The sequence below is a fragment of the Winogradskyella sp. MH6 genome, from assembly GCF_022810765.1.
In the GTDB taxonomy this organism is placed as follows: domain Bacteria; phylum Bacteroidota; class Bacteroidia; order Flavobacteriales; family Flavobacteriaceae; genus Winogradskyella.
On record NZ_CP094494.1, the window covers coordinates 2,984,035 to 3,004,349 of the forward strand.

Annotated in this window: 15 protein-coding genes; 5 read left to right on the forward strand and 10 right to left on the reverse strand. The window is 32.5% G+C overall.

Annotation, left to right across the window (positions count from 1 at the left end; all coding sequences use genetic code 11):
- From MST30_RS13365 to MST30_RS13375, 3 genes are all read right to left on the reverse strand, one after another.
- Positions 1 to 747 (reverse strand): hypothetical protein, encoded by a 747-nt coding sequence (locus MST30_RS13365; RefSeq protein WP_243471905.1) that lies wholly within the window; start codon positions 745 to 747, stop codon positions 1 to 3.
- 576 nt (positions 748 to 1,323) lie between these two features.
- Positions 1,324 to 1,743, reverse strand: coding sequence for a thiol-disulfide oxidoreductase DCC family protein (locus tag MST30_RS13370; RefSeq protein ID WP_243471906.1), 420 nt, complete (start codon positions 1,741 to 1,743; stop codon positions 1,324 to 1,326).
- A 102-nt stretch (positions 1,744 to 1,845) separates the two neighbouring features.
- A complete protein-coding gene (locus MST30_RS13375; protein WP_243471907.1) occupies positions 1,846 to 3,711 on the reverse strand; it encodes a tetratricopeptide repeat protein in 1,866 nt (621 codons plus the stop codon).
- Between the two features lie 382 nt (positions 3,712 to 4,093).
- Between MST30_RS13375 and MST30_RS13380 the strand changes: the two genes are divergently transcribed.
- Positions 4,094 to 5,677: a thiol-activated cytolysin family protein gene (locus MST30_RS13380; RefSeq protein WP_243471908.1), complete on the forward strand. Its 1,584-nt coding sequence runs from the start codon at positions 4,094 to 4,096 to the stop codon at positions 5,675 to 5,677.
- Between the two features lie 47 nt (positions 5,678 to 5,724).
- On the opposite strand, the gene MST30_RS13385 is transcribed toward MST30_RS13380, so the two are convergent.
- The gene (locus tag MST30_RS13385) at positions 5,725 to 7,890 is read right to left on the reverse strand and encodes an endonuclease MutS2 (protein ID WP_243471909.1); all 2,166 of its coding nucleotides are present in this window, start codon (positions 7,888 to 7,890) and stop codon (positions 5,725 to 5,727) included.
- Between the two features lie 100 nt (positions 7,891 to 7,990).
- Here MST30_RS13385 and MST30_RS13390 point away from each other — a divergent pair, with 100 nt between their 5' ends.
- The gene (locus MST30_RS13390) at positions 7,991 to 8,665 is read left to right on the forward strand and encodes a uracil-DNA glycosylase (protein ID WP_243471910.1); all 675 of its coding nucleotides are present in this window, start codon (positions 7,991 to 7,993) and stop codon (positions 8,663 to 8,665) included.
- Between the two features lie 350 nt (positions 8,666 to 9,015).
- Here the strand turns inward: MST30_RS13390 and MST30_RS13395 are convergent, their stop codons facing one another.
- Genes MST30_RS13395 through MST30_RS13415 form a run of 5 tightly spaced genes read right to left on the reverse strand, consistent with a single transcriptional unit; the run spans position 9,016 to position 12,991 of the window.
- The gene (locus MST30_RS13395; protein WP_243471911.1) at positions 9,016 to 9,870 is read right to left on the reverse strand and encodes a substrate-binding domain-containing protein; all 855 of its coding nucleotides are present in this window, start codon (positions 9,868 to 9,870) and stop codon (positions 9,016 to 9,018) included.
- Between the two features lie 33 nt (positions 9,871 to 9,903).
- Entirely contained in the window at positions 9,904 to 10,776 is an 873-nt protein-coding gene (locus tag MST30_RS13400) for a nucleoside phosphorylase (RefSeq protein ID WP_243471912.1), read from the reverse strand.
- Entirely contained in the window at positions 10,766 to 11,707 is a 942-nt protein-coding gene (locus MST30_RS13405; RefSeq protein ID WP_243471913.1) for a DUF1835 domain-containing protein, read from the reverse strand. The genes MST30_RS13400 and MST30_RS13405 overlap by 11 nt, the downstream gene beginning before the upstream one ends.
- Before the next feature lie 4 nt (positions 11,708 to 11,711).
- Positions 11,712 to 12,041, reverse strand: a complete 330-nt coding sequence (locus tag MST30_RS13410; protein ID WP_243471914.1) for a translation initiation factor — start codon at positions 12,039 to 12,041, stop codon at positions 11,712 to 11,714.
- Positions 12,041 to 12,991: an isopenicillin N synthase family dioxygenase gene (locus tag MST30_RS13415; protein ID WP_243471915.1), complete on the reverse strand. Its 951-nt coding sequence runs from the start codon at positions 12,989 to 12,991 to the stop codon at positions 12,041 to 12,043. The genes MST30_RS13410 and MST30_RS13415 overlap by 1 nt, the downstream gene beginning before the upstream one ends.
- Before the next feature lie 144 nt (positions 12,992 to 13,135).
- On the opposite strand from MST30_RS13415, the gene MST30_RS13420 reads away from it, so the two are divergent.
- Together MST30_RS13420 and MST30_RS13425 are read left to right on the forward strand one after the other, a co-directional pair.
- A complete protein-coding gene (locus tag MST30_RS13420) occupies positions 13,136 to 15,136 on the forward strand; it encodes an alpha-ketoacid dehydrogenase subunit alpha/beta (protein WP_243471916.1) in 2,001 nt (666 codons plus the stop codon).
- A 153-nt stretch (positions 15,137 to 15,289) separates the two neighbouring features.
- A complete protein-coding gene (locus MST30_RS13425; RefSeq protein ID WP_243471917.1) occupies positions 15,290 to 17,602 on the forward strand; it encodes a T9SS type A sorting domain-containing protein in 2,313 nt (770 codons plus the stop codon).
- Between the two features lie 485 nt (positions 17,603 to 18,087).
- Here the strand turns inward: MST30_RS13425 and MST30_RS13430 are convergent, their stop codons facing one another.
- The gene (locus MST30_RS13430; RefSeq protein ID WP_243471918.1) at positions 18,088 to 18,654 is read right to left on the reverse strand and encodes an ExbD/TolR family protein; all 567 of its coding nucleotides are present in this window, start codon (positions 18,652 to 18,654) and stop codon (positions 18,088 to 18,090) included.
- Positions 18,655 to 18,791: 137 nt separating this feature from the next.
- On the opposite strand from MST30_RS13430, the gene MST30_RS13435 reads away from it, so the two are divergent.
- Complete coding sequence (locus MST30_RS13435) at positions 18,792 to 20,300, forward strand: DEAD/DEAH box helicase (RefSeq protein WP_243471919.1); 1,509 nt, start codon at positions 18,792 to 18,794, stop codon at positions 20,298 to 20,300.
- Positions 20,301 to 20,315 lie beyond the last annotated feature (15 nt).

Genomic DNA, 20,315 nt, shown 5'->3' on the forward strand with positions numbered 1-20,315 from the left:
TTACTCCTCTTTTTCTAATTTTTGCCTCTCAATTTTATTAAAGCTAAATTTTCTATTGTAAAATTCTGGTACTTCAACTTTGTTTGCAGCAGAGGTAAAAGAATATTTAGAGTATTCAGTATTTAGCATTTTGAGTAAATCTTCTTTTTTAATTTTAAAAGGAGAATAAATATAATTATAGGCATTCGTCATTTCGTCGTTTATATTATGTTCGTAGCGTTCTTGAGCCAATAAATCTTCATAACCAGCAACAAATTCTATACTATTATCATCATAGCTTTTAACCTTTAATATAACAGGTGTATAACCATAATCATCGTCCTCATCGTGTATATTAAAAGAATAAAAGTCTCCTGTTGTAGGATATTTAATTTGCATTTTATTTTCTGCTAACTCTAAATAGTAATCACTTTCCCACTTAGCTTCACGTATTGCCTCTGAAGCCATAAACCATGAAACTCCTATAAATATTAATATTAAAAGAGAAAAACTATACCATGGTGTTTTTATGGAGTGGCGTTGCTTTATTTTCAATTTTATATCATCCGGTAACTCATAGAGATCTTTACTGCCTTCATATTTAATGCCCCAGATTTTTCCTATTGGAAAAAATGGAATCCAGAATATATGCGCATATCTTTGTCTAATTTGAATTTCTGCACCTTTAAGACTATCATCAGGTGGTAAATTCAACTCTCTAGGCGTAAAAGTCTTTATCTTAAAATTATTGTGACCAAATACTATCATGTAATTCTGAAGTAAAAATGAAAGCTTAAATATAGAGAATCTAAACTATACACAAAACTTAAAATAAAAACCTCAAAGCTAAATACTTTCTAACCTTATTTTAAGGCACCTAAAAGAAGTTAGACATGTTTCTTTTAGGAATTTAACTCATTCCTAACTAACAGAAGCTAGGGTTAAACTGAATATTATCTCGCTTTGAGGCTTAAAAATTACTAAGCTTAAAACCATTAACTTAAAAAGCTTGTACTCAAAAGTATTTCATGTATGTTATTATGAAAACTAAAATTTAGTGAGGTTTGGTTCTCGGTACGTGAAGTTATATACTCAATGAGTAAACACACATTTCATGGAATATTTTTGCGTTTTTATCATTTAGAACAATAATTATGGGCTTATATCGAGTTTTTTAACTCAAGCAGAGAGGTTTGCTTTATTTTTGAAGAAACAAAATTTGTGCTATTAACCAATTCGAAATTTTTCCCTCAAAACGAATTGAATTTTGTTTAAGTTAAATTAGTTTTAAGTAAGTTGTTAATTTTTAAGAAAGCCTTTTAGTATATATGCTAAGAGGCTTTTTTACATAAGAAATTTAGCTTTTAATTCTGGTGTTGGTATCATACAGGCCTCTTTTTTACCATACCATTTATATCGGTTTTTAGCAACATAATCATACACCCAATTTCTTATAAAAGGAGGTACAATAAAAAAAACAGTCATTAAACTGGTAGGAAGGTTAAGCTGTTTGGCAACATGTAAAGCAGCAGTAGATTTTGAATAGACTTTTTCCTTAACAGGATTGTAAAGAAGAATAGAGTCTATTTTGTTTGTATCTATTTTAAATTGATCAGTTATAGATTTACCAACATTACTTTGAAGTGGTGCGAATAAAAATTTATTCTCTTTATCTCGTTTAATAACGTACAAAACACTACTGTTGCAAAGATTGCATACACCATCAAAGAGTATGAGTTGTTTGTCTTTTAGAATGTTCTCCATAGTTTCTCATTCCTGCGAAAACAGGAATCTATTTTAAAACAATTTTAACTTGAGGATTCCTGCTTCGCAGGAATGACAATAATACAAAGATATTATGCCTTACTACAAAGTATTTAAAAATTGCGTTAAATCATCTTCTTTGCTTAGCTCAAGTTTTTTCTTTAAACGGTATTTTGATTTTAGCACACTATCTGGTAACACGTTTAACATAGATGCGATTTCCTTAGTTGATAAGTTCATTCGTAGAAACGATGCTAAGCGTATCTCTTTTTCCGTAATATCCTTAGCAATGGCTTTAATTTTATTGTCAAAATTATTGTGTACTTCTGAGAAATAAGATTTAAAAACCTCCCAATCTTTATCTTCTGCACTTTCCTTTTTAAGGAGCATGACAAGCCTTCTGAATTCTACTTTAAACAGTTCTGGTGATTTTTTAATCTTCTCTAAGTTTTCTTTGAGTTCTTGTATAAACGTGTTTTTTTGAACAAGATGAAGCGTTTGAGAGGCTAACTCCTTCTTTTTAAAAGCAATTTCCTTTTTATACATTTCTTCTTGTTTTTCGCGTTCTATTTTATTCTTTTTTATACGTTGTTTAAACCCAAAATAGAGTAGAGCTGCAATAGATAAAAAAGAGAACATACCAATACCGTATAGTGTTTTGGTAAGTTTGTCGTTTTCTGCTTGAACGTTTAAAGTCTTAATTTCCTTTTCTTGTAAGGTTATTTCAGCTTCTTTTTTTTCGGTTTCGTAAATAGTTTGCAATTCGGAAAAACGATTATTTATCTCAGTACTAGAGATATTATCTTCTAATTTTTTATAGATTTTGTAATGTTTCAAGCCATTTTCAAAATTACCTATTGCTTGATAGGCTAGTGACATTAGTTTGTGAATTTTTGGTTTTAGAGCATCAAGATTATTTTTATCAGCTTCAATTTTTGATGTATTTAAATGCTCTAAGGCATTAGTATAGTCTTTAAGTAAAATCAATGTCTCGCCTAAATACATATTTACATATGCTAATGAATAACTATCATTTTTTTGTAGTAGCGATTCAAAAATAGTTTTAGCTTCATTTACGTTCCCGTTTATCAACATAAATTGTGCTTTTTTTTCTTGCGCATCACCAATAAGACTTTCATCTTTTAAGGAACTACTAATTTCTACAAGCTCATCTATAAGCTTTTTGTTTTCATCATTTTTTTCTTTGTTAGGTAATTGTAAGGCTAAAATTAAATTTAGCGTACTCGCATACTGTCTTTTCTGACTTTCGTTTTCAAAGAATTTTAGTGTTTTTTTATGATAGTCTATGGCGTTTACAGTATCCTTCATTTCCCCATACACACTAGCAATAACCAATCTATTTTGATTTAGATCCATAGATAATTTTTTGTCAGTGTATATTTTTTCGGCTTTTAGTGCATTTTCCAAGGCTAAATTATAATAGCCTTTCATTAAATAAACAATAGATTTGGAATTGTATATATCTGCAATGCCGACCATATCACTTGCTTTTGAATAATTTTTTTCTGCCAAATCATAATAGTAGTATGCACTGTCTAAATTTCCAATCATGTTATGATCCTGTCCTAGATTACGTTCTATTCCTGCTATTTTTTTGTAGTCATTGAGTTGTTTGTAAATTTTCAAAGCTTTGTTAAAGTAAACATTAGAGCTGTCAAATTTGTTCATGTAAGAATAAGTTACAGCTTTCCTTTCCAGACCAAATCCTATAATAGTGTCAATTTTAAGAACCTCACCAAGGTTTATCATATCCTCTGAAAATGATAGAGACTCTTCAATTCTGTTATTGATATTTTCATTCCATAAGTGATTAAGAATATGAAATCGCTGCATATTCATTTTAGATTTTGAAAGTTCCTTTTTAAGGCTATCAATTTTTGCTTGTCTTTGTGCAAATAGCGATGACGAAAAGCAGAGAACAATAAGTACTATAATGCGAAAAATCATAACAAAATAATTTTGTAATTAGTTGTAACGAAGTTAGTTAAATTTAAAATGGCATGGACAGTTGTAAGTTTAGCTTAAGAAATAATATATAACTAATGTCTATAACTTGTCCATAGATTAGCTTTCGATAGACGTGTTTAATTAGTTGAAATACAGTTATTTAAAATATTTTTTGGTTTTCAATTTTTATGAAGAATATATAAAATTTATAAACTCTTGTCCATACTTTGTCCATGCCAAAAATTAGATTTCAGCAATTTTCATAGATAGATTTGAATTGTCGAAAAGCGACAAAACAATTTTGTGGTGTCTTAATTTGGATAAGGCTGCAGACTTGCCAATTTAAGATCACTACAAATACTAACCACAAAATTCTATTATTATGAAAGCAAATTATGTATTAACTGTATTACTTATTCTAGCTCTATTCAGTTGTAATAAGGATGAAAATTTTAGTGACCCAATAAATCCAGATGCCGAGAGTATTAACGAGTATATTTTTGGATTAAACTATGACCCAGAAGCCATGCTTAATGTACAAGATACAGGCGGAAGTGCATCACAAAGAACATTAAACAGCCAAAATACAGACAATACTGTATATGAAGGTAATATTGTAAATTGTGTAACAAAAGATTATACTCTAGAATCTAACTTTGATGACGTGGCTATTCTTAGACCAGTTGCAGGAGTTATTTATCCAGGTGCTCTGGTAGTAGGCAATCAAGATATGTTAGACGGTGCACCAAATCCGATTTCAATTGATAGAGCACCTATGACATTAACCGTAGACTTACCAGGTATAGGATCTAATGGTGTTATAGAAATTGATGACCCAAATAATGCCACGGTACAAGTGGGTATTGACGACGCTTTAAACTGGTGGAACAATAATGCCTACCAAGATGGTTATGTTAATGCATCTAATTCTTCTTACCAAGCAGCAACATCGTATTCTTCTACACAATTGAGTTTAGATATAGGATTAAATTCAGCTTGGGCAACAGGTTCTATAGCATCTCAAATGGAACTTGAAAGCAATTCAGAACGACGAGTAGCTTCAATGGTTTTTAAACAAGTGTTTTATACAGTTACCATGAATACACCACAGAGCATTAATCCTGCGGGTGTTTTTGGACCAAACGTTAGTTTAGAAAATGTGCAAACGATAATAAATGAAGAAAATCCAGCGGCTTATGTAAGCTCTGTAAACTATGGACGTATTATAATGTTGCGAATGGAGACGACCAATATGAATACTGATATAAGCTTAGAATCGGTTTTGCAATATACCACAGGTGTTAATGAAGGAGAAATAGATATTAATTCAACTTATGAAGAGGTTCTTGAAGAATCGTCAATTAATATTATAACGATAGGTGGTAATGCAGAAGTAAGTTCTAGTGCAGTAGATGCTGCAAATATGTCTGAAGGTCCAGGGGCTTTAAATTATATTATTACAGGTGAAAATGCAGTTTACAGTGCTACAAATCCAGGTGTTCCTATTGCATATACCATAAGATACTTAAATGACAATTCTATTGCAAAAATGGGTTATACAACAGATTACACAGTTGAAGAATGTGGTAGTAATCCATACGAACACGAACAAATAAAAGTTTATAATGATTTTGAAGTGCGTAATTTGCGATTTAGATATTATTATAGCTATAACGAGGCTGATGAAGAAATGTATTTTGATTCTGGATGGACAACTATTACAGATGAAAGTCAACAAACCTTTAATATACCAGATGGTGCATGGAATGTAGAGTACGATCTAGAGTACTTTGGCACTTTAGGCATTGGCGGATGGGAACCATTTACAGCTGGTGCGCCTGGTTATGTGAGCTCAAATATTTGTCTTAGAGGTTATAATCCTACAGGTTGGGGAAATGGAGATATAGCACTCTGTACAAGTTGCTCAACAAACCCAGCTAGTGCATGCGATAATTACCCTAATTAAAAATTAATTTTAAAACCAAGGTTTTTTTGAAGTTAAAGCCTTGGTTTTTATTTTTTAGCTTCAACCAATTCTAACAAGTCTACACTTACATTAGTTGTAAATAAGCCATAGTTTACTGTAGCTTTTCCTTTTTCGATAGCGTCAATGCTTCCAACAGCTTTTCCATCGTGCATACGTACGCGATCACCAACTTTTAATATTGGTTTGGGTTTTTCTACAATAACTTCTTTCTTTTTAGCTGCTTTTTTCTTTTTACGGATAACGTCAACCTTTTTTTCCGCTTCTTGTTTTATCTGCTTTTCTTTGGCTTTTTCGGCACGCTTTTGTTTTGCAGATATTTTTTTGCGCTTTGCATTTTCAATTTGAACCAACCTGAATAACTCAGACATTAATTCACGTTTTCGCTTATTATCAAAAAACTTTTCCGCAAGGTCATTAACTTTTTGACCTAAGTAAATGAGACGTTGATTGCTATCGTACAACTCTTGAAAGCTCTCTAATTTCTTTTGAATCTTTTCGTTAGTTTCTTCTAACTTTTCAGCCTCAGAGAGTTTCTTTTTTTCGTTTTCTTTTAATGAACGCTCAGTGCGCTCTAACTTACTTCGTTCTTTCTGTAGCTTAGCAATGGTAGCATCAAATCTTACTTTGCCACGCTCAATCTTCTTTTTAGATTTATTGATTAAACTATACGGAATGCCGTTTTTCTGTGCAACTTCAAACGTAAAAGAACTTCCAGCTTGTCCTGTAACCAATTTGTACATAGGTTCCAGACTCTTTTCGTTAAAAAGCATGTTAGCGTTTTGCATGTTTGGTAACTCGTTGGCTAATAACTTTAGGTTAGAGTAATGTGTGGTTATAATTCCGAAGGCTTCACGCTCATAAAAGACCTCTAAAAAAGTTTCTGCTAAAGCACCACCAAGTTCAGGGTCGCTACCTGTACCAAATTCATCTATTAAAAAAAGTGTTTTGTTATTGACTTTCTTTAAAAAATAATTCATCTGTTTTAAGCGATAACTATAAGTACTTAGATGATTTTCTATAGATTGGTTATCTCCTATATCGCTAACTACACGATCAAAAAGACATGCCACACTGCGTTCGTGCACAGGAATAAGCATACCACTTTGTAGCATAGCTTGTAATAATCCAACAGTTTTTAGTGTAATACTTTTTCCGCCAGCATTAGGACCAGAAATAACAATAATTCTATTTTCGGTACTTAATTCAATGGTTTGTGGAAATGTCTTTTCACCTTTTTCTTTATTGGTTAAATAGAGTAGTGGGTGATAGGCGTCCTTTAAAAATAATTTGCGTTCATTGGTTAATTCTGGCAATATAGCATCCATGCTTCTGGCATATTTTGCCTTAGCAGAGATAACGTCTATCTTGGTTAAAAAGGTTTGGCAATCATTAAGAAGCGGTAGAAAAAGTCTAATATAATCCGTTAACTCTTTTAAAATTTTGATGATTTCCTCTTTCTCTTCATATTCAAGATTATTAAGCTCTCTGGTATGCTGTAAGGTGGTTTCTGGTTCTATGTATACAATACTACCCGTTTTACTACCTCCCATTATAGCACCTTTTACTTTTCTTCGGTACATAGCTTTAACAGCAAGAACACGTCTGTTATCTACAACAGACTCTCTTATATCGTCAAGGTAATCTAAGCCATGATATCTCGTTAAGGCTGAGGAAAAACTACTGTTTATTTTCCCTTTTAATTTACCAATTTCTTGTCGTAATTCTGAAAGCTTAGGTGATGCATCGTCCTTAATATCTCCAAAACGATCTACTACTGCATCTACTTGTTCTATGATGGTAGTTGTAACTTCAATATGACTACTATACTGTTGAAGTTTTGGGTAGTATTCTTTAAATTTTTCTAAAAACTTAACAATAGCATTAGAAGTTAGAGACATGCTTACTAGCTTTTGCAGACTCGAAATCTCTAAATAGGTGTTTTCTATATTTAGAAGTTTAATCTCTTTTGAAATCGACTCGAAACCATGATTTGGAATGCGGTTATCATTATCAAAGGAAGATAGGTACTCATTTACATAATCTAACTCACGAACCAATTGTGTCTCGACCTCAATAGGTCGAACACTCAATACAGCTTCTTTACCTAAAGCAGTAATTGTTTGTTCTGAAATTTGTTCTAAAACCGTAAAAAACTCGAGGTCTTTTAAGGTTTTTTCATGAATACGTATCATGAGTTTTAAATTTTTAAGCGTTGCAAATTTAGGGTAAATGTTGTGATATACCCAACACTATAATTAAGTGCTAATTCTTATTTTTGGGAAAATAATATTTATGAATATTGATATACATCCAAGTTGGAAACCATATTTACAAACTGAGTTTGACAAACCATATTTTAAGAGTTTAACCGATTTTGTAAAAACTGAATATAAAAACCATAAATGCTTTCCTAAAGGTTCAGATATATTTAATGCATTTAACCATTGTTCATTCGAAGATACTAAAGTAGTTATTATAGGTCAAGACCCTTATCATGGTGATGGACAAGCAAATGGCTTGTGTTTTTCTGTTAACGATGGTATACCGCATCCTCCTTCATTGATTAATATTTTTAAAGAAATTGAAACAGATCTTGGTATTTCATATCCCAAAAGTGGCAATCTTATGCCTTGGGCAGATCAAGGTGTACTGTTGCTAAATGCTACGCTTACGGTCAGAGCTCATCAAGCAGGAAGCCATCAAAACAAAGGCTGGGAGCAATTTACAGATGCTGTTATACAAGTGATAAGTGAGAAAAAACAAAATGTGGTATTCTTACTTTGGGGAGGTTTTGCAAAAAAGAAAAAGAAATTAATTAATGCAGCTTCACATTCAATTTTAGAAACAGGACATCCATCTCCTTTAAGCGCTAATAGAGGGTATTGGTTTGGCAATAAACACTTCAGTAAGACTAACTCCCTGTTGGAGCAAGTTGACCTGACTGTAATTGATTGGAAACTAGAGTAGATGTAGGTTTTTTAGCACGAATAACACGTGGCTTTTTGTTTTCAACTTTCTTAGAAGTTTTGTTACAACTAAATATTAATAATAAAAAGTTAACAGCGACTAAAAAGGATAGAATCAGAGTAATTGTTATAATCATATTAATCTTTTTCTTGTGTTAATAGCTTTGATTTGGTTAAACAAATGTAACTAAAAATTTGAAATACTGAAAGTTATGAACAAAAAGTGTAAGATTTAACTTTAAAATCTTTAACAAAAATTAACATCTTTTGTCGATGTATACTAGTGTTTCAACGATTTTTAGTACCAAATCATTTTTGGTCTAATTCCATTGATTTGTATGTATTTAAGTACTAAATCTTGTGAACTAGATCAGAATAATCAACTTTTTTAGGAATAATATCTAGGCTAAAAAGTTGTTCTTGTATATTGTTAATGGTCTTTTTATCTATTAATTCTTGTGACCACTCAGTTAAAGACAACCATTCTTGTACATCTTCAATTTCTTGGTCGTAACGATTGGCTATAGTTCTATCGATACTTGGTATGGATTTAAAATCTGATGTTGTTGTATTGATAATATCTAAAATCGTCTTAAGCTCTTCTTCGTTATTCTCAATAAATTCATTTCGTACAGCGATGACAAAACATGGCCATGGAGTAGGGCATTCTCCAACACGTCTAAAAACACCATCGTCTACCAATGGTTTTGTTGTGAATTTTTCCCACATAAAGTAATCTGCATCTCCGTTGGTTAATCCTTCAACAGCACCATTTAAATTTTTAATAACTTCAAAATTTAGATCAGTATCCAAATTCCAATTGTTGTTTTGAGCATTTATGTAAGCCATTAAATGAGAACCTGAACCATATCTGCTTATAGCTGCCCTTGTGCCTTTAATATCTTCGATAGTATAAAAGTTAGATTTGTCTGCTACATGAATTCCCCAAATTAAAGGAGTTTCTACAAAGGTTTGCACAATGCTAGAAGGGTTACCATCTATGATGTCTTTTATAATACCTTCGGTTAAAATTACTGCAATATCAATATCTCCTGATCGAAGCGCTTTGTTCATAGCACCAGTTCCTCCGTAATAATCGTGCCAGCGTAAGTTAATGTCTTCTGCTTTGTATTCGCCGTTTTTAAGGGTTAAATACCAAGCCAAATTAAAATGTTCTGGAACTCCGCCTATGTTTACTTTTTTCATTTAATCAGAATTTGTATCAATATTTAAGTGATATTAAATATTTACTATGCGCTCTAAAGCGTATACAATTAATTTTTCAACAGTACCTTTAGGGTCTTTACTAAAATCTCCTGTAGCTCTATTAGCGATTATTGCATTTAAAGATAATGCTTCATGACCTAATAGTTTTGATAACCCATATATGACTGAAGTTTCCATTTCAAAATTTGTGATACGGAATTCTTTATAGTTAAAGTTATCTAATTTGGCATTTAAACCTGCATCATGTAAAGGTAAACGTAACACTCTACCTTGTGGGCCATAAAACCCACCAGCAGTACCTGTCATGCCTTTAAACATTTTGTCGCTTTCAAAATACTTTTCTAGGTACTTACTATTGTTAATAATTATTGGTCGCGCTTTGTTTATATCCCAGTTGGTGTGCTCTATAAAAGCGTCTTCAATTTCTGGATTACTAATGCCATCTATTTGATAAAAATGAAGCATACCATTAAGGTCTAAACCATGTGTGCTCATAACAAAAGCATCAACAGGTATATCGGCTTGTAATGAACCTGAAGTACCAATTCTTATAATATTGAGACTCGTTAATTGTGTTTTTGGTTTACGGGTTTTAAGATCAATATTTACCAAAGCATCTAGTTCGTTGAGAACAATATCAATGTTATCTGGACCAATACCAGTGGATATTACAGTGATTCTTCGGTCTTTGTAATAGCCTGTCTGTGTTTTAAACTCCCTTTTTTGAGTACTGAATTCAATACTATCAAAATGTTTTGTGATTTTTTCTACACGATCTTGGTCACCAACAAATATGATGGTATCTGAAATATTTTCTGGCTTTAAATTTAAATGATAAACACTACCATCTGGATTTAAAATAAGTTCTGAATCTTTAATTGACATGTAATATGGTCTTTACAAGTTTGTTTTGGTCTATACTAAATTGAAATTCTAAACGATTTACGCCTCCGTAGGTCATATTGTTATTAACCTCAGTTGCAAAATTATGTTGTCTTAGCAATGCTTCGTGGCCTTCTCTATTAAGTTTTAGGCTACTTTCATTTTCTTCAAAAAAGATGCTCAATTTTTCAATTAGGCGAATATGCTGAGAGTCTCCAAAACCATAATAACCTTGGTAATTTAGGCTGTAGCCTAATAAATGATGTTTAGATTTAATGTCATTATCTCTAACTAAACGAAGTATATTGTCTTCTAATACACTAAGTCCGCTTTTTTGATGCGGGAAACGTTTTAAATGTGCTTTTAGACAACTGCTCATATATTTAAAACTAGACTCTTTTACTATATATGGCTTTAGAATATTATGGTCTTTGCCACAATAAGTTCTCCATAAGGTAATGGCTAGTTCTTTGTCTTCATTAGTTAATCTTACACGTTTGTTATAATGATCTAATAATTGAGATTGTGTAAGTTCTCCTAATCCTTTCAGGTTTTTTTCACCTTCAACACGACCACTACAAATAAGGTAAAGCGGTTTTTTTATTTCTTTTTGATGTAAAAGATTTAATACACCTAAGAGATTAATATGGCAAAACAAATCATATTCAAACCACAAGTGAATTTCGTCATACTTATCTGCATTATTTAGCTTTGAAAGCTCTTGTTGAAGCTCTTTGTTATCTACTTCAATATCGTAGTATTCTTTTAAAAATTGGCTTCTTATTTTAAAAAACTCTTCAGAATCTATCTTTGGAATGGTAGGTCCTTCGCAAAGCATTTCTTGCCAGGTTAAAATATCATCTTTAAAATCGAGCTCTTTTAAATACTCGGTAAGCACACTACCATTAGTAATATGAAGGATTTTCTTAGTCATAAAATTAGCCTCCTACGCGTTTTACGTTAAACCCTTTTTCTTTAAGAATAGTCATTATTTTATCGCGATAATCTCCTTGAATGATAATTTTATCATCCTTAAAACTACCACCAACACTAAGTTTGGTTTTTAGTTCTTTAGCAAGTATTTTGAAATCTTCAGAAGCACCTGTGTAGCCTTCTAAAATAGTAATTGGCTTTCCTTTACGCTTTTCATACTTACAAATAATAGGATCATCTTGTAGCCAAATGTCGCTTTTATCATCATTTTCGTCTTGTGATGGCTCAGGGACGTGATCTGGAAAGAGATTTTTTAATTGGTCTTGTAGGTCCATTATTTTTTAATCAATCCAAGTTCTACTAAACGCTCATTTAAAAATTCGCCTGCAGTAATATCTTCATATAATTTGGGGTTGTCTTCATCTACACAACTGTCTAAAACATCTAATTTCATTTCGCTAATTGGATGCATAAAGAAAGGAATAGAGTAGCGCGATGTTCCCCATAGTTCTCTAGGTGGATTAACAACACGATGGATAGTTGATTTTAGTTTGTTGTTAGAATGTCTAGATAACATATCACCAACGTTTATCATTAATTCGTCTGGTTCTGCAATAGCATCTAACCATTCGCCATCGTGGCGTTGTACTTGCAAGCCTCTACCTTGAGCTCCCATTAAAAGTGTAATCAGGTTGATATCACCATGAGCAGCAGCTCTTACCGCATTTTTAGGTTCTTGTGTAATTGGAGGATAATGTATTGGTCTTAATATAGAATTACCATTGTGAATATAATTATCAAAATAAGTTTCTTCTAAGCCAAGATGTAAAGCTAAAGCACGCAGTACGTACTTTGCTGTTTTTTCTAACATTTGGTAGGTCTCTTTTCCTACTTTATTAAACTCAGGTAATTCTTTTACTTCAACATTTTCAGGGTATTCTTTTTTGCGCTCTTCATCATCTTCAACATACTGTCCAAAATGCCAAAACTCTTTTAAATCTCCTTCTTTTTTACCCTTTGCACTTTCTTTTCCAAAAGACACATAACCTCTTTGACCACCAATACCAGGTATTTCGTAACTTTCCTTAACCTCAAGCGGTAAATCGAAAAAGTTTTTCACTTCAGCATATAGTCTATCAACTAATTCATCATCTAAAAAATGCCCTTTTAAAGCAACAAAACCTATGTCTTGGTATGCTTTACCAATTTCATCAATAAATTTTTGTTTTCTATTTGGGTCTTCTGAAAGGAAATCCTTTAAATCTACACTAGGTATTCTATCCATTGGAATTTTATTTAAAAATTAAGTCAATATACAAAAGTAACGAATTAGTAATAAAATATGTATATGCGGTAAATACATTTATAAGGTGAATTCTGTAATATTAATGCATTTTATTTACATTTGGTGCATTAGAATTTATAATGTATGCCGACTATAACCAAAAGTAATATAGAGTACGATAAGCGCAACCTAAGTGATAAAGTATTATTAAAACTTTATTACAACATGCTAAGACCTCGATTAATAGAGGAAAAGATGCTTATTTTACTACGACAGGGAAAAATATCTAAATGGTTTTCTGGTATTGGGCAAGAAGCTATTTCTGTTGGTGTTACAATGGCTCTAAAATCAGATGAATATATTTTGCCAATGCATAGAAATCTTGGTGTATTTACTACTAGAGAAATTCCTCTGCATCGTTTATTTTGCCAATGGCAAGGTAAAGCGAGTGGTTTTACTAAAGGAAGAGACCGTTCGTTTCATTTTGGCACACAAGAGTACAATATAGTTGGGATGATCTCTCATTTAGGACCTCAACTTGGTGTTGCAGATGGTATTGCATTAGCTAATCTTTTAAAAAATAATGGACAGGTTACTGCTGTTTTTACAGGTGAAGGGGGAACAAGCGAAGGTGATTTTCACGAAGCACTAAATGTAGCTTCAGTTTGGCAACTACCAGTAATTTTCTGTATTGAGAATAATGGTTACGGATTATCAACACCTACAAATGAGCAGTATTACTGTAAGCACCTGGCAGATAGAGGTAAGGGTTATGGTATTGAATCTTTTATTCTAGACGGAAATAACATTATTGAAACATATTCTAAGGTTAAAAAACTTGCTGAGAGCATAAGAAAACGTCCGAGACCAATTTTAATAGAATTTAAAACCTTCAGACGACGTGGTCATGAAGAAGCAAGTGGTACAAAATATGTTCCTAAGGAATTAATGGAAGAGTGGGAAGCCAAAGACCCAATAGAGAATTTTAGAAGCTATTTGTTTAGCAAAAAAATATTATCTGCTGAAATTGACGACAAATACGTCACTGAAATTAAGGCTGAAATTGATGCTTCTTTGGATTCTGCGTATGCAGAAGCTGAAATAAGTCCTAATGAAAGTACTGAGTTAAATGATGTGTATAAATCGTTTGATTATGAAGATTTTAAACCTAATTCGAGTTTGAAGGAATTGCGTCTTATTGATGCCATTTCAGAGGGTTTAAAACAATCTATGGAAAAGCATAAGGACTTAGTAATTATGGGACAAGACATTGCCGAGTATGGAGGTGTTTTTAAAATTACTGAAGGCTTTGTAGATCAGTTTGGCAAAGATAGGGTTAGAAACACACCAATATGCGAATCTGCGATTGTAGAAGCTGGAATGGGTCTATCCATTGCAGGTATGAAAGCTGTTGTTGAAATGCAATTCTCTGACTTTGTAACCTCTGGCTTTAATCCTATTGTGAATTATCTAGCAAAATCACATTACCGTTGGAAACAAAATGCAGACGTTGTAGTACGTATGCCTTGTGGAGCAGGTGTTGCAGCAGGTCCCTTTCATTCCCAAACTAATGAGGCTTGGTTTACAAAAACACCTGGATTAAAGGTAGTATATCCTGCCTTTCCTTATGATGCCAAAGGCTTGTTAGCCACTGCAATAAATGATCCTAACCCAATACTATTTTTTGAGCACAAAGCACTATACAGAAGTATAAGACAAGATGTGCCAACCGATTATTACACGTTACCTTTTGGTAAAGCAGCATTATTAAAAGAAGGTGAAGCAGTTACCATTATTACTTATGGTGCTGGTGTGCATTGGGCTCTAGAGACATTAGAAAACAATGTTGATATTTCAGCAGACTTAATTGATTTAAGAACACTACAACCTTTAGACAAAGAAGCGATATTAAGTTCTGTAAAGAAGACTGGAAAAGCTATAATTCTTCAAGAAGATAGCATGTTTGGAGGTATTGCAAGTGATATTTCTGCAATGCTAATGGAAGAATGTTTTGAGTATTTAGATGCGCCTGTAAAACGTGTCGCAAGTATGGAAACTCCTATACCATTTGCACCACAGCTAGAGCAACAATATCTTGCCAAAGGAAAATTTGAGGATGCTATAAAAGATTTATTAAATTACTAATTAAGCAACAAAGACATTTTTGTTTGTTCTTACCCACTTAAACTTTTTACCGAAAGAAATTACCGTTAGTCGATTGTTTAGTAAATGGTAGTTGTATTATGATGTAAATAGAATTTTAACTTTATTTTTACATATTCTTAATTAAAACTTCAAATGAAAACAAAATTACTTCTTATTACATTTGTTATGACTTCAATATTTTCTTTTGCGCAAGTCATACCAGAAGATGTTAAACCACCAAGTTGGTCAATGGCAAACCTGCCTGCTGTAAAAGCTTTTAAAGTTCCTACTTTTGACTTAAAAGCGCTTCAAGATGAGGATATCATCAATGATAAAGACAAATCAAAACCATGGAGATTTGGTCATGATATATATGTAGATCATGATTTTAATGAGGTAGGTAAATGGACAACTTTAAGCAATGGAGATAGAATTTGGAGAATGGCATATTATTCTGAGAATGCCACATCTTTAAACTTTATGTTTGATGTATTTAAATTACCTGTAGGTGCTAAACTTTATGTTTACAATAATGAGAAAGATGATCTTTTAAGACCTTTTACTCACAATAATAACAACCCTGAAGAAGTACTTGGTACTTGGCTAGTTACTGGTGATAAAGCATGGATTGAATACTATGAACCAGCTAATGCAGTTGGTGAAGCAAAATTAACAATAGGCTCTGTAATTCATGGATACAGAACCACTGAAACTTATCAAAAAGCTCTTAACGACTCTGGTGACTGTAACCAAGACGTTGATTGCGATATTACTCCATCTGGTGCTGACCCATATGCAATAGATAATGTAAAAGAAAACGTTAAGCGAGCAGCAGCTATGATTACTGTTGGAGGTGGAACAGGCATATGTTCTGGTACACTTATTAATAACACAAGTAATGATGGTACACCATATTTTATAACCGCAAATCACTGTAGTGGTGGAGAAGGAGGCTGGGCTTTTAGGTTCAATTGGAGAAGTCCTAACCCATCTTGCTCTACAGCTACACCGAGCACTAATGGTTCATATAATCAAACAGTGAGTGGATCTATAGTAAGAGCAAGTAGTTCTCAGTCTGATATGGAATTAGTTGAAATTACCGATGCTAGTTTCTTCAACAATAACCCAGACGTTGTATGGGCTGGATGGAATAGATCAACATCTCAAGAGCCTGTTCTTAACTTTGGCATTCATCATCCTAGTGGAGATATACAAAAAGTTTGTAGAGATGACGATGGAGCAACCAGACAAGCTATAGCTTTTAATGGTAATGCAAACACTCAAATGTGGTATATAACGGAGTGGGAATTAGGTGTAACTGAGCCTGGTTCTTCTGGTTCTGGATTATTTAATCAAGAAGGGCAGCTAATCGGTATGCTATCAGGTGGTGGTGCCGCTTGTACAGGTACAGGCAATAATGGTCAACCTGATTTCTATGGAAGATTTGGCGTTGCTTGGGGCTATGGTAGTTCAGCATCTACTAGACTTAGTGATTGGCTAGATCCAACTAATACAGGAGCAGTTACTTTAGAACAATATCCTGTTTATGATAATGATGCTACTGTGGTTTTAGCTTCTGGTGGTAATAACTCATGTTACACAGATTTTATGCCAGAGGTGGCTTTAGTAAATAGAGGAAGTTTAACTCTGACTTCTGCAATAATTACATATTCTTTAGATGGGGAAGCTGATACTGTTATTAACTGGTCTGGCTCTCTTACTAATGATAATCAAGTTGTTGTTGCCACACCTTCTTACACTGATTTAGCTACTGGAGCTCATACATTTAATGTTTCTGTGGCTAGTCCAAATGGAGTGGCAGATGAAAACATGGCTAATGATACTTATACTTTAAATTTTGATATAGCGCCATCATACACAACAACACAAGTAGTGTTTAACGTTACCACAGATAACTATGGTGATGAAACAACATGGCAATTAGTAGACAGTTCAAGTAATGTTGTTGCTAGTGGTCCTGCCGTAGATTATGCAGATAATACAACATATCAAGAAATAATCTCTATCCCAAGTTTAGACGAATGCTATAGTTTTTCAATTTTTGATTCTTATGGAGATGGAATATGCTGTAGTTGGGGAAATGGATCTTATAATTTAGAAGATGAAAACGGAAATGTTATCATTTCTGGTGGAAATTTCAGTAACTCAGAATCAGTCGTATTTACAGCGAAAGATGCATTAAGTATTAATGATTACAGCTTAGAACACTTGGTTGATTTCTATCCAAACCCTGTAAATAATAATCTTAATATCGTTTTTAACAATTTAAGTGAAGATGTAAATTTTGAAATGTACAATGCATTAGGACAACAGATGTCTAAGGGAAGCTTTAATGCTAATACAACTTCACATGTTTTAAACATGTCTCAGTATCAAAGTGGCATTTACTTTATAAAACTTACTTCAGGATCTAGAAGCTTAACGCAAAAAATTGTGAAGGATTAATCAAAACAATTTTAATAGAACTAAAAAACCAACACAATTAAAGTGTTGGTTTTTTAGTTTAATGTTATTGGGTGATTAGACCAATTCATAATTTAATGTTTTCTAAGTCATCATCTAAACTGTGAGATGTATTGACAATTTTTGATAAGGCTTTCATGATTGATAGATTTAATGATTGATGAATTACGTTATTATCTGTAACGTCTTTTACTGTTCCAAGAATAGCTTCTTGTTTCTGTTGTTGTACTTGTTAACTGATTGTTGTTTAAAGTTCTCATAATTTCTTCGTTTTTTAATTGATTACACTAAATAGACGACCATAAATTAAAAATGTTACACTCTTGTATGCTAGAGTGTTACAGTTTAACAATTTTTAACTTTTTAACGTATCGTTATTTTGTGACAATAAAAGCCTTTATAGGTTTAGTTTTTAATAGAGCAAAAAAGGTGAACATAGAATTTTGCATTTTACTAAAGATTCTTTTTTAATCTCGTTTCACTATGACTTCAGATACTATAAACGGATATGCTTTCTTTACTGCTGTTAACTCTTCATCCGTTATTTGATTTGGTGTTTTATTGAATTTATCTTCAATATATCTCGCTCTTAAATCGTAGTAAGCTTTCGTAATCTCATCTTGTACCGAAATAAATAATTGATATTTTGTTAAAGCATCGTGACTTAGAGAAATTACGGCTTCTCTAGGATGATCTGATGATATTGACAGTTTTTCACCTGCACAATAATCACATTCAGACGTACCATTATTATCTACAAAAGCGCTAACAATGTTTTTAACGTCTTCAAGTTTTACCACTTTGTCTTCAATAAAAATTTCCTGTTTATGATTTAAACTAATTCTTAAAAGGTTTCGTTCATTTATGTCTTTAATACAATCTTCAATATTAGGGCAATCGCTTGGTAATTGTCTTAACAAGCCTTTATCAGCTGAAATGGTCGTTGTTATCAAAAAGAAAATGAGTAACAAAAAGGCAATGTCTGCCATTGATCCTGCGTTGACCGTCGCAGAATGTCTTCGAAATGATTTCATAATATAAATATTTAAAATGTTAATATTTTCTTAAGCACAAGAACAGTACCAATCTTGTTAAAGGTTATTAACAATTCGTATCAAAAACACTTACAATATGTTATTTTTGCAAAATTAACTTTCTAGGAAAGAGCAATATGTCCACAGGCACCGTTAAGGATACCACATCAGAAAAACGATTATACGATTATCAAATCAAGGATTTGTATCGCATTTTTGATGTTATGGCGGAAGAAGCAGATAACTTCAATCTGCTTTATCAATTACCTACGGGTGGTGGTAAAACGGTTATCTTTTCTGAAATCGTTAGACGTTACATAGAAAAGCACAACAAAAAAGTAGTGATACTAACACACAGAATAGAGTTGTGCAAGCAAACCTCTAATGTGCTTTCTGGTTTTAACGTTAAGAACAAGGTTATAAACAGTAAAGTAAAAACGCTGCCAGACCAAGACGAATACCAATGTTTTGTTGCTATGGTAGAGACGTTGAATAATCGTTTGTCTGACAATGATTTTCAATTAAAGAATGTTGGTCTTGTTATCATTGACGAAGCACATTATAATTCCTTTAGAAAGCTTTTTAAATTCTTTGAGCATTGTTTTATTCTTGGTGTTACAGCAACACCATTGAGTAGTAATATAAAGTTACCAATGAAGGATAACTACAATAGACTCATTGTTGGAGAAGATATTTCTACTTTAATAAATAATGGGTTTTTAGCTAGCGCAGAAGTATACCATTATGATGTTGGTTTAACTTCATTAAAAATTGGTATTAATGGTGATTATACTGTAAAATCTTCTGAAGCTTTATATACCAATTCTTTAATGCAAACTAAACTGCTTTCTGCTTATGAAGAATTAGCTAAAGGCAAAAAGACCTTAATTTTTAATAATGGTATATACACCTCAAAAGAAGTATACTATACCTTTAAGAAAGCTGGATACAATGTTAGACACCTGGATAACACAGCTAACAAACAAGAGCGTAAAGATGTTTTAAAGTGGTTTAAACATACACCAGATGCTGTTTTAACCTCTGTAAGTATCTTGACTACTGGTTTTGATGAGCCTTCTGTAGAATCTATTATTTTAAATAGAGCTACACGTTCATTAACCTTATATTTTCAGATGATTGGTCGTGGAAGTCGTATTTATAAGGATAGAAAAACGTTTCAAGTTATAGATTTAGGTAATAATATATCTCGTTTTGGTCCTTGGAGTCAGCCAGTAGATTGGCAACATATCTTTAAATATCCAGATTTATATCTTGAAAACATCATAGATGACGAAGCTTTAGAACGCGATTTTGTCTATGTAATGCCAGACACATTAAAAGAGAAATTTAAAAACTCAAATAATCTTGAATTTGACGTAAAGTCTGAATATAAGGATGTTATTGGATCTGGTAAAAAATCGTTTACGGTTATAGAACGTTCTATAGAACAACACTCGCAAATCTGTATTGAGAATAGCGATGATGTGTACGATGCAAGGGATTTGGTAAAGTTATTGCAAGATGAAATTGCGTACCGCATAAAACAATATTGCTATTGTATTATGAACAGTACAGATAACTATAAAGATTGGTTATTTGAAGAGTACAACCGTAAGCTGCGTATTAGCTTTAATGGTAAGTTTTAACGTTTTTTTGTAAGG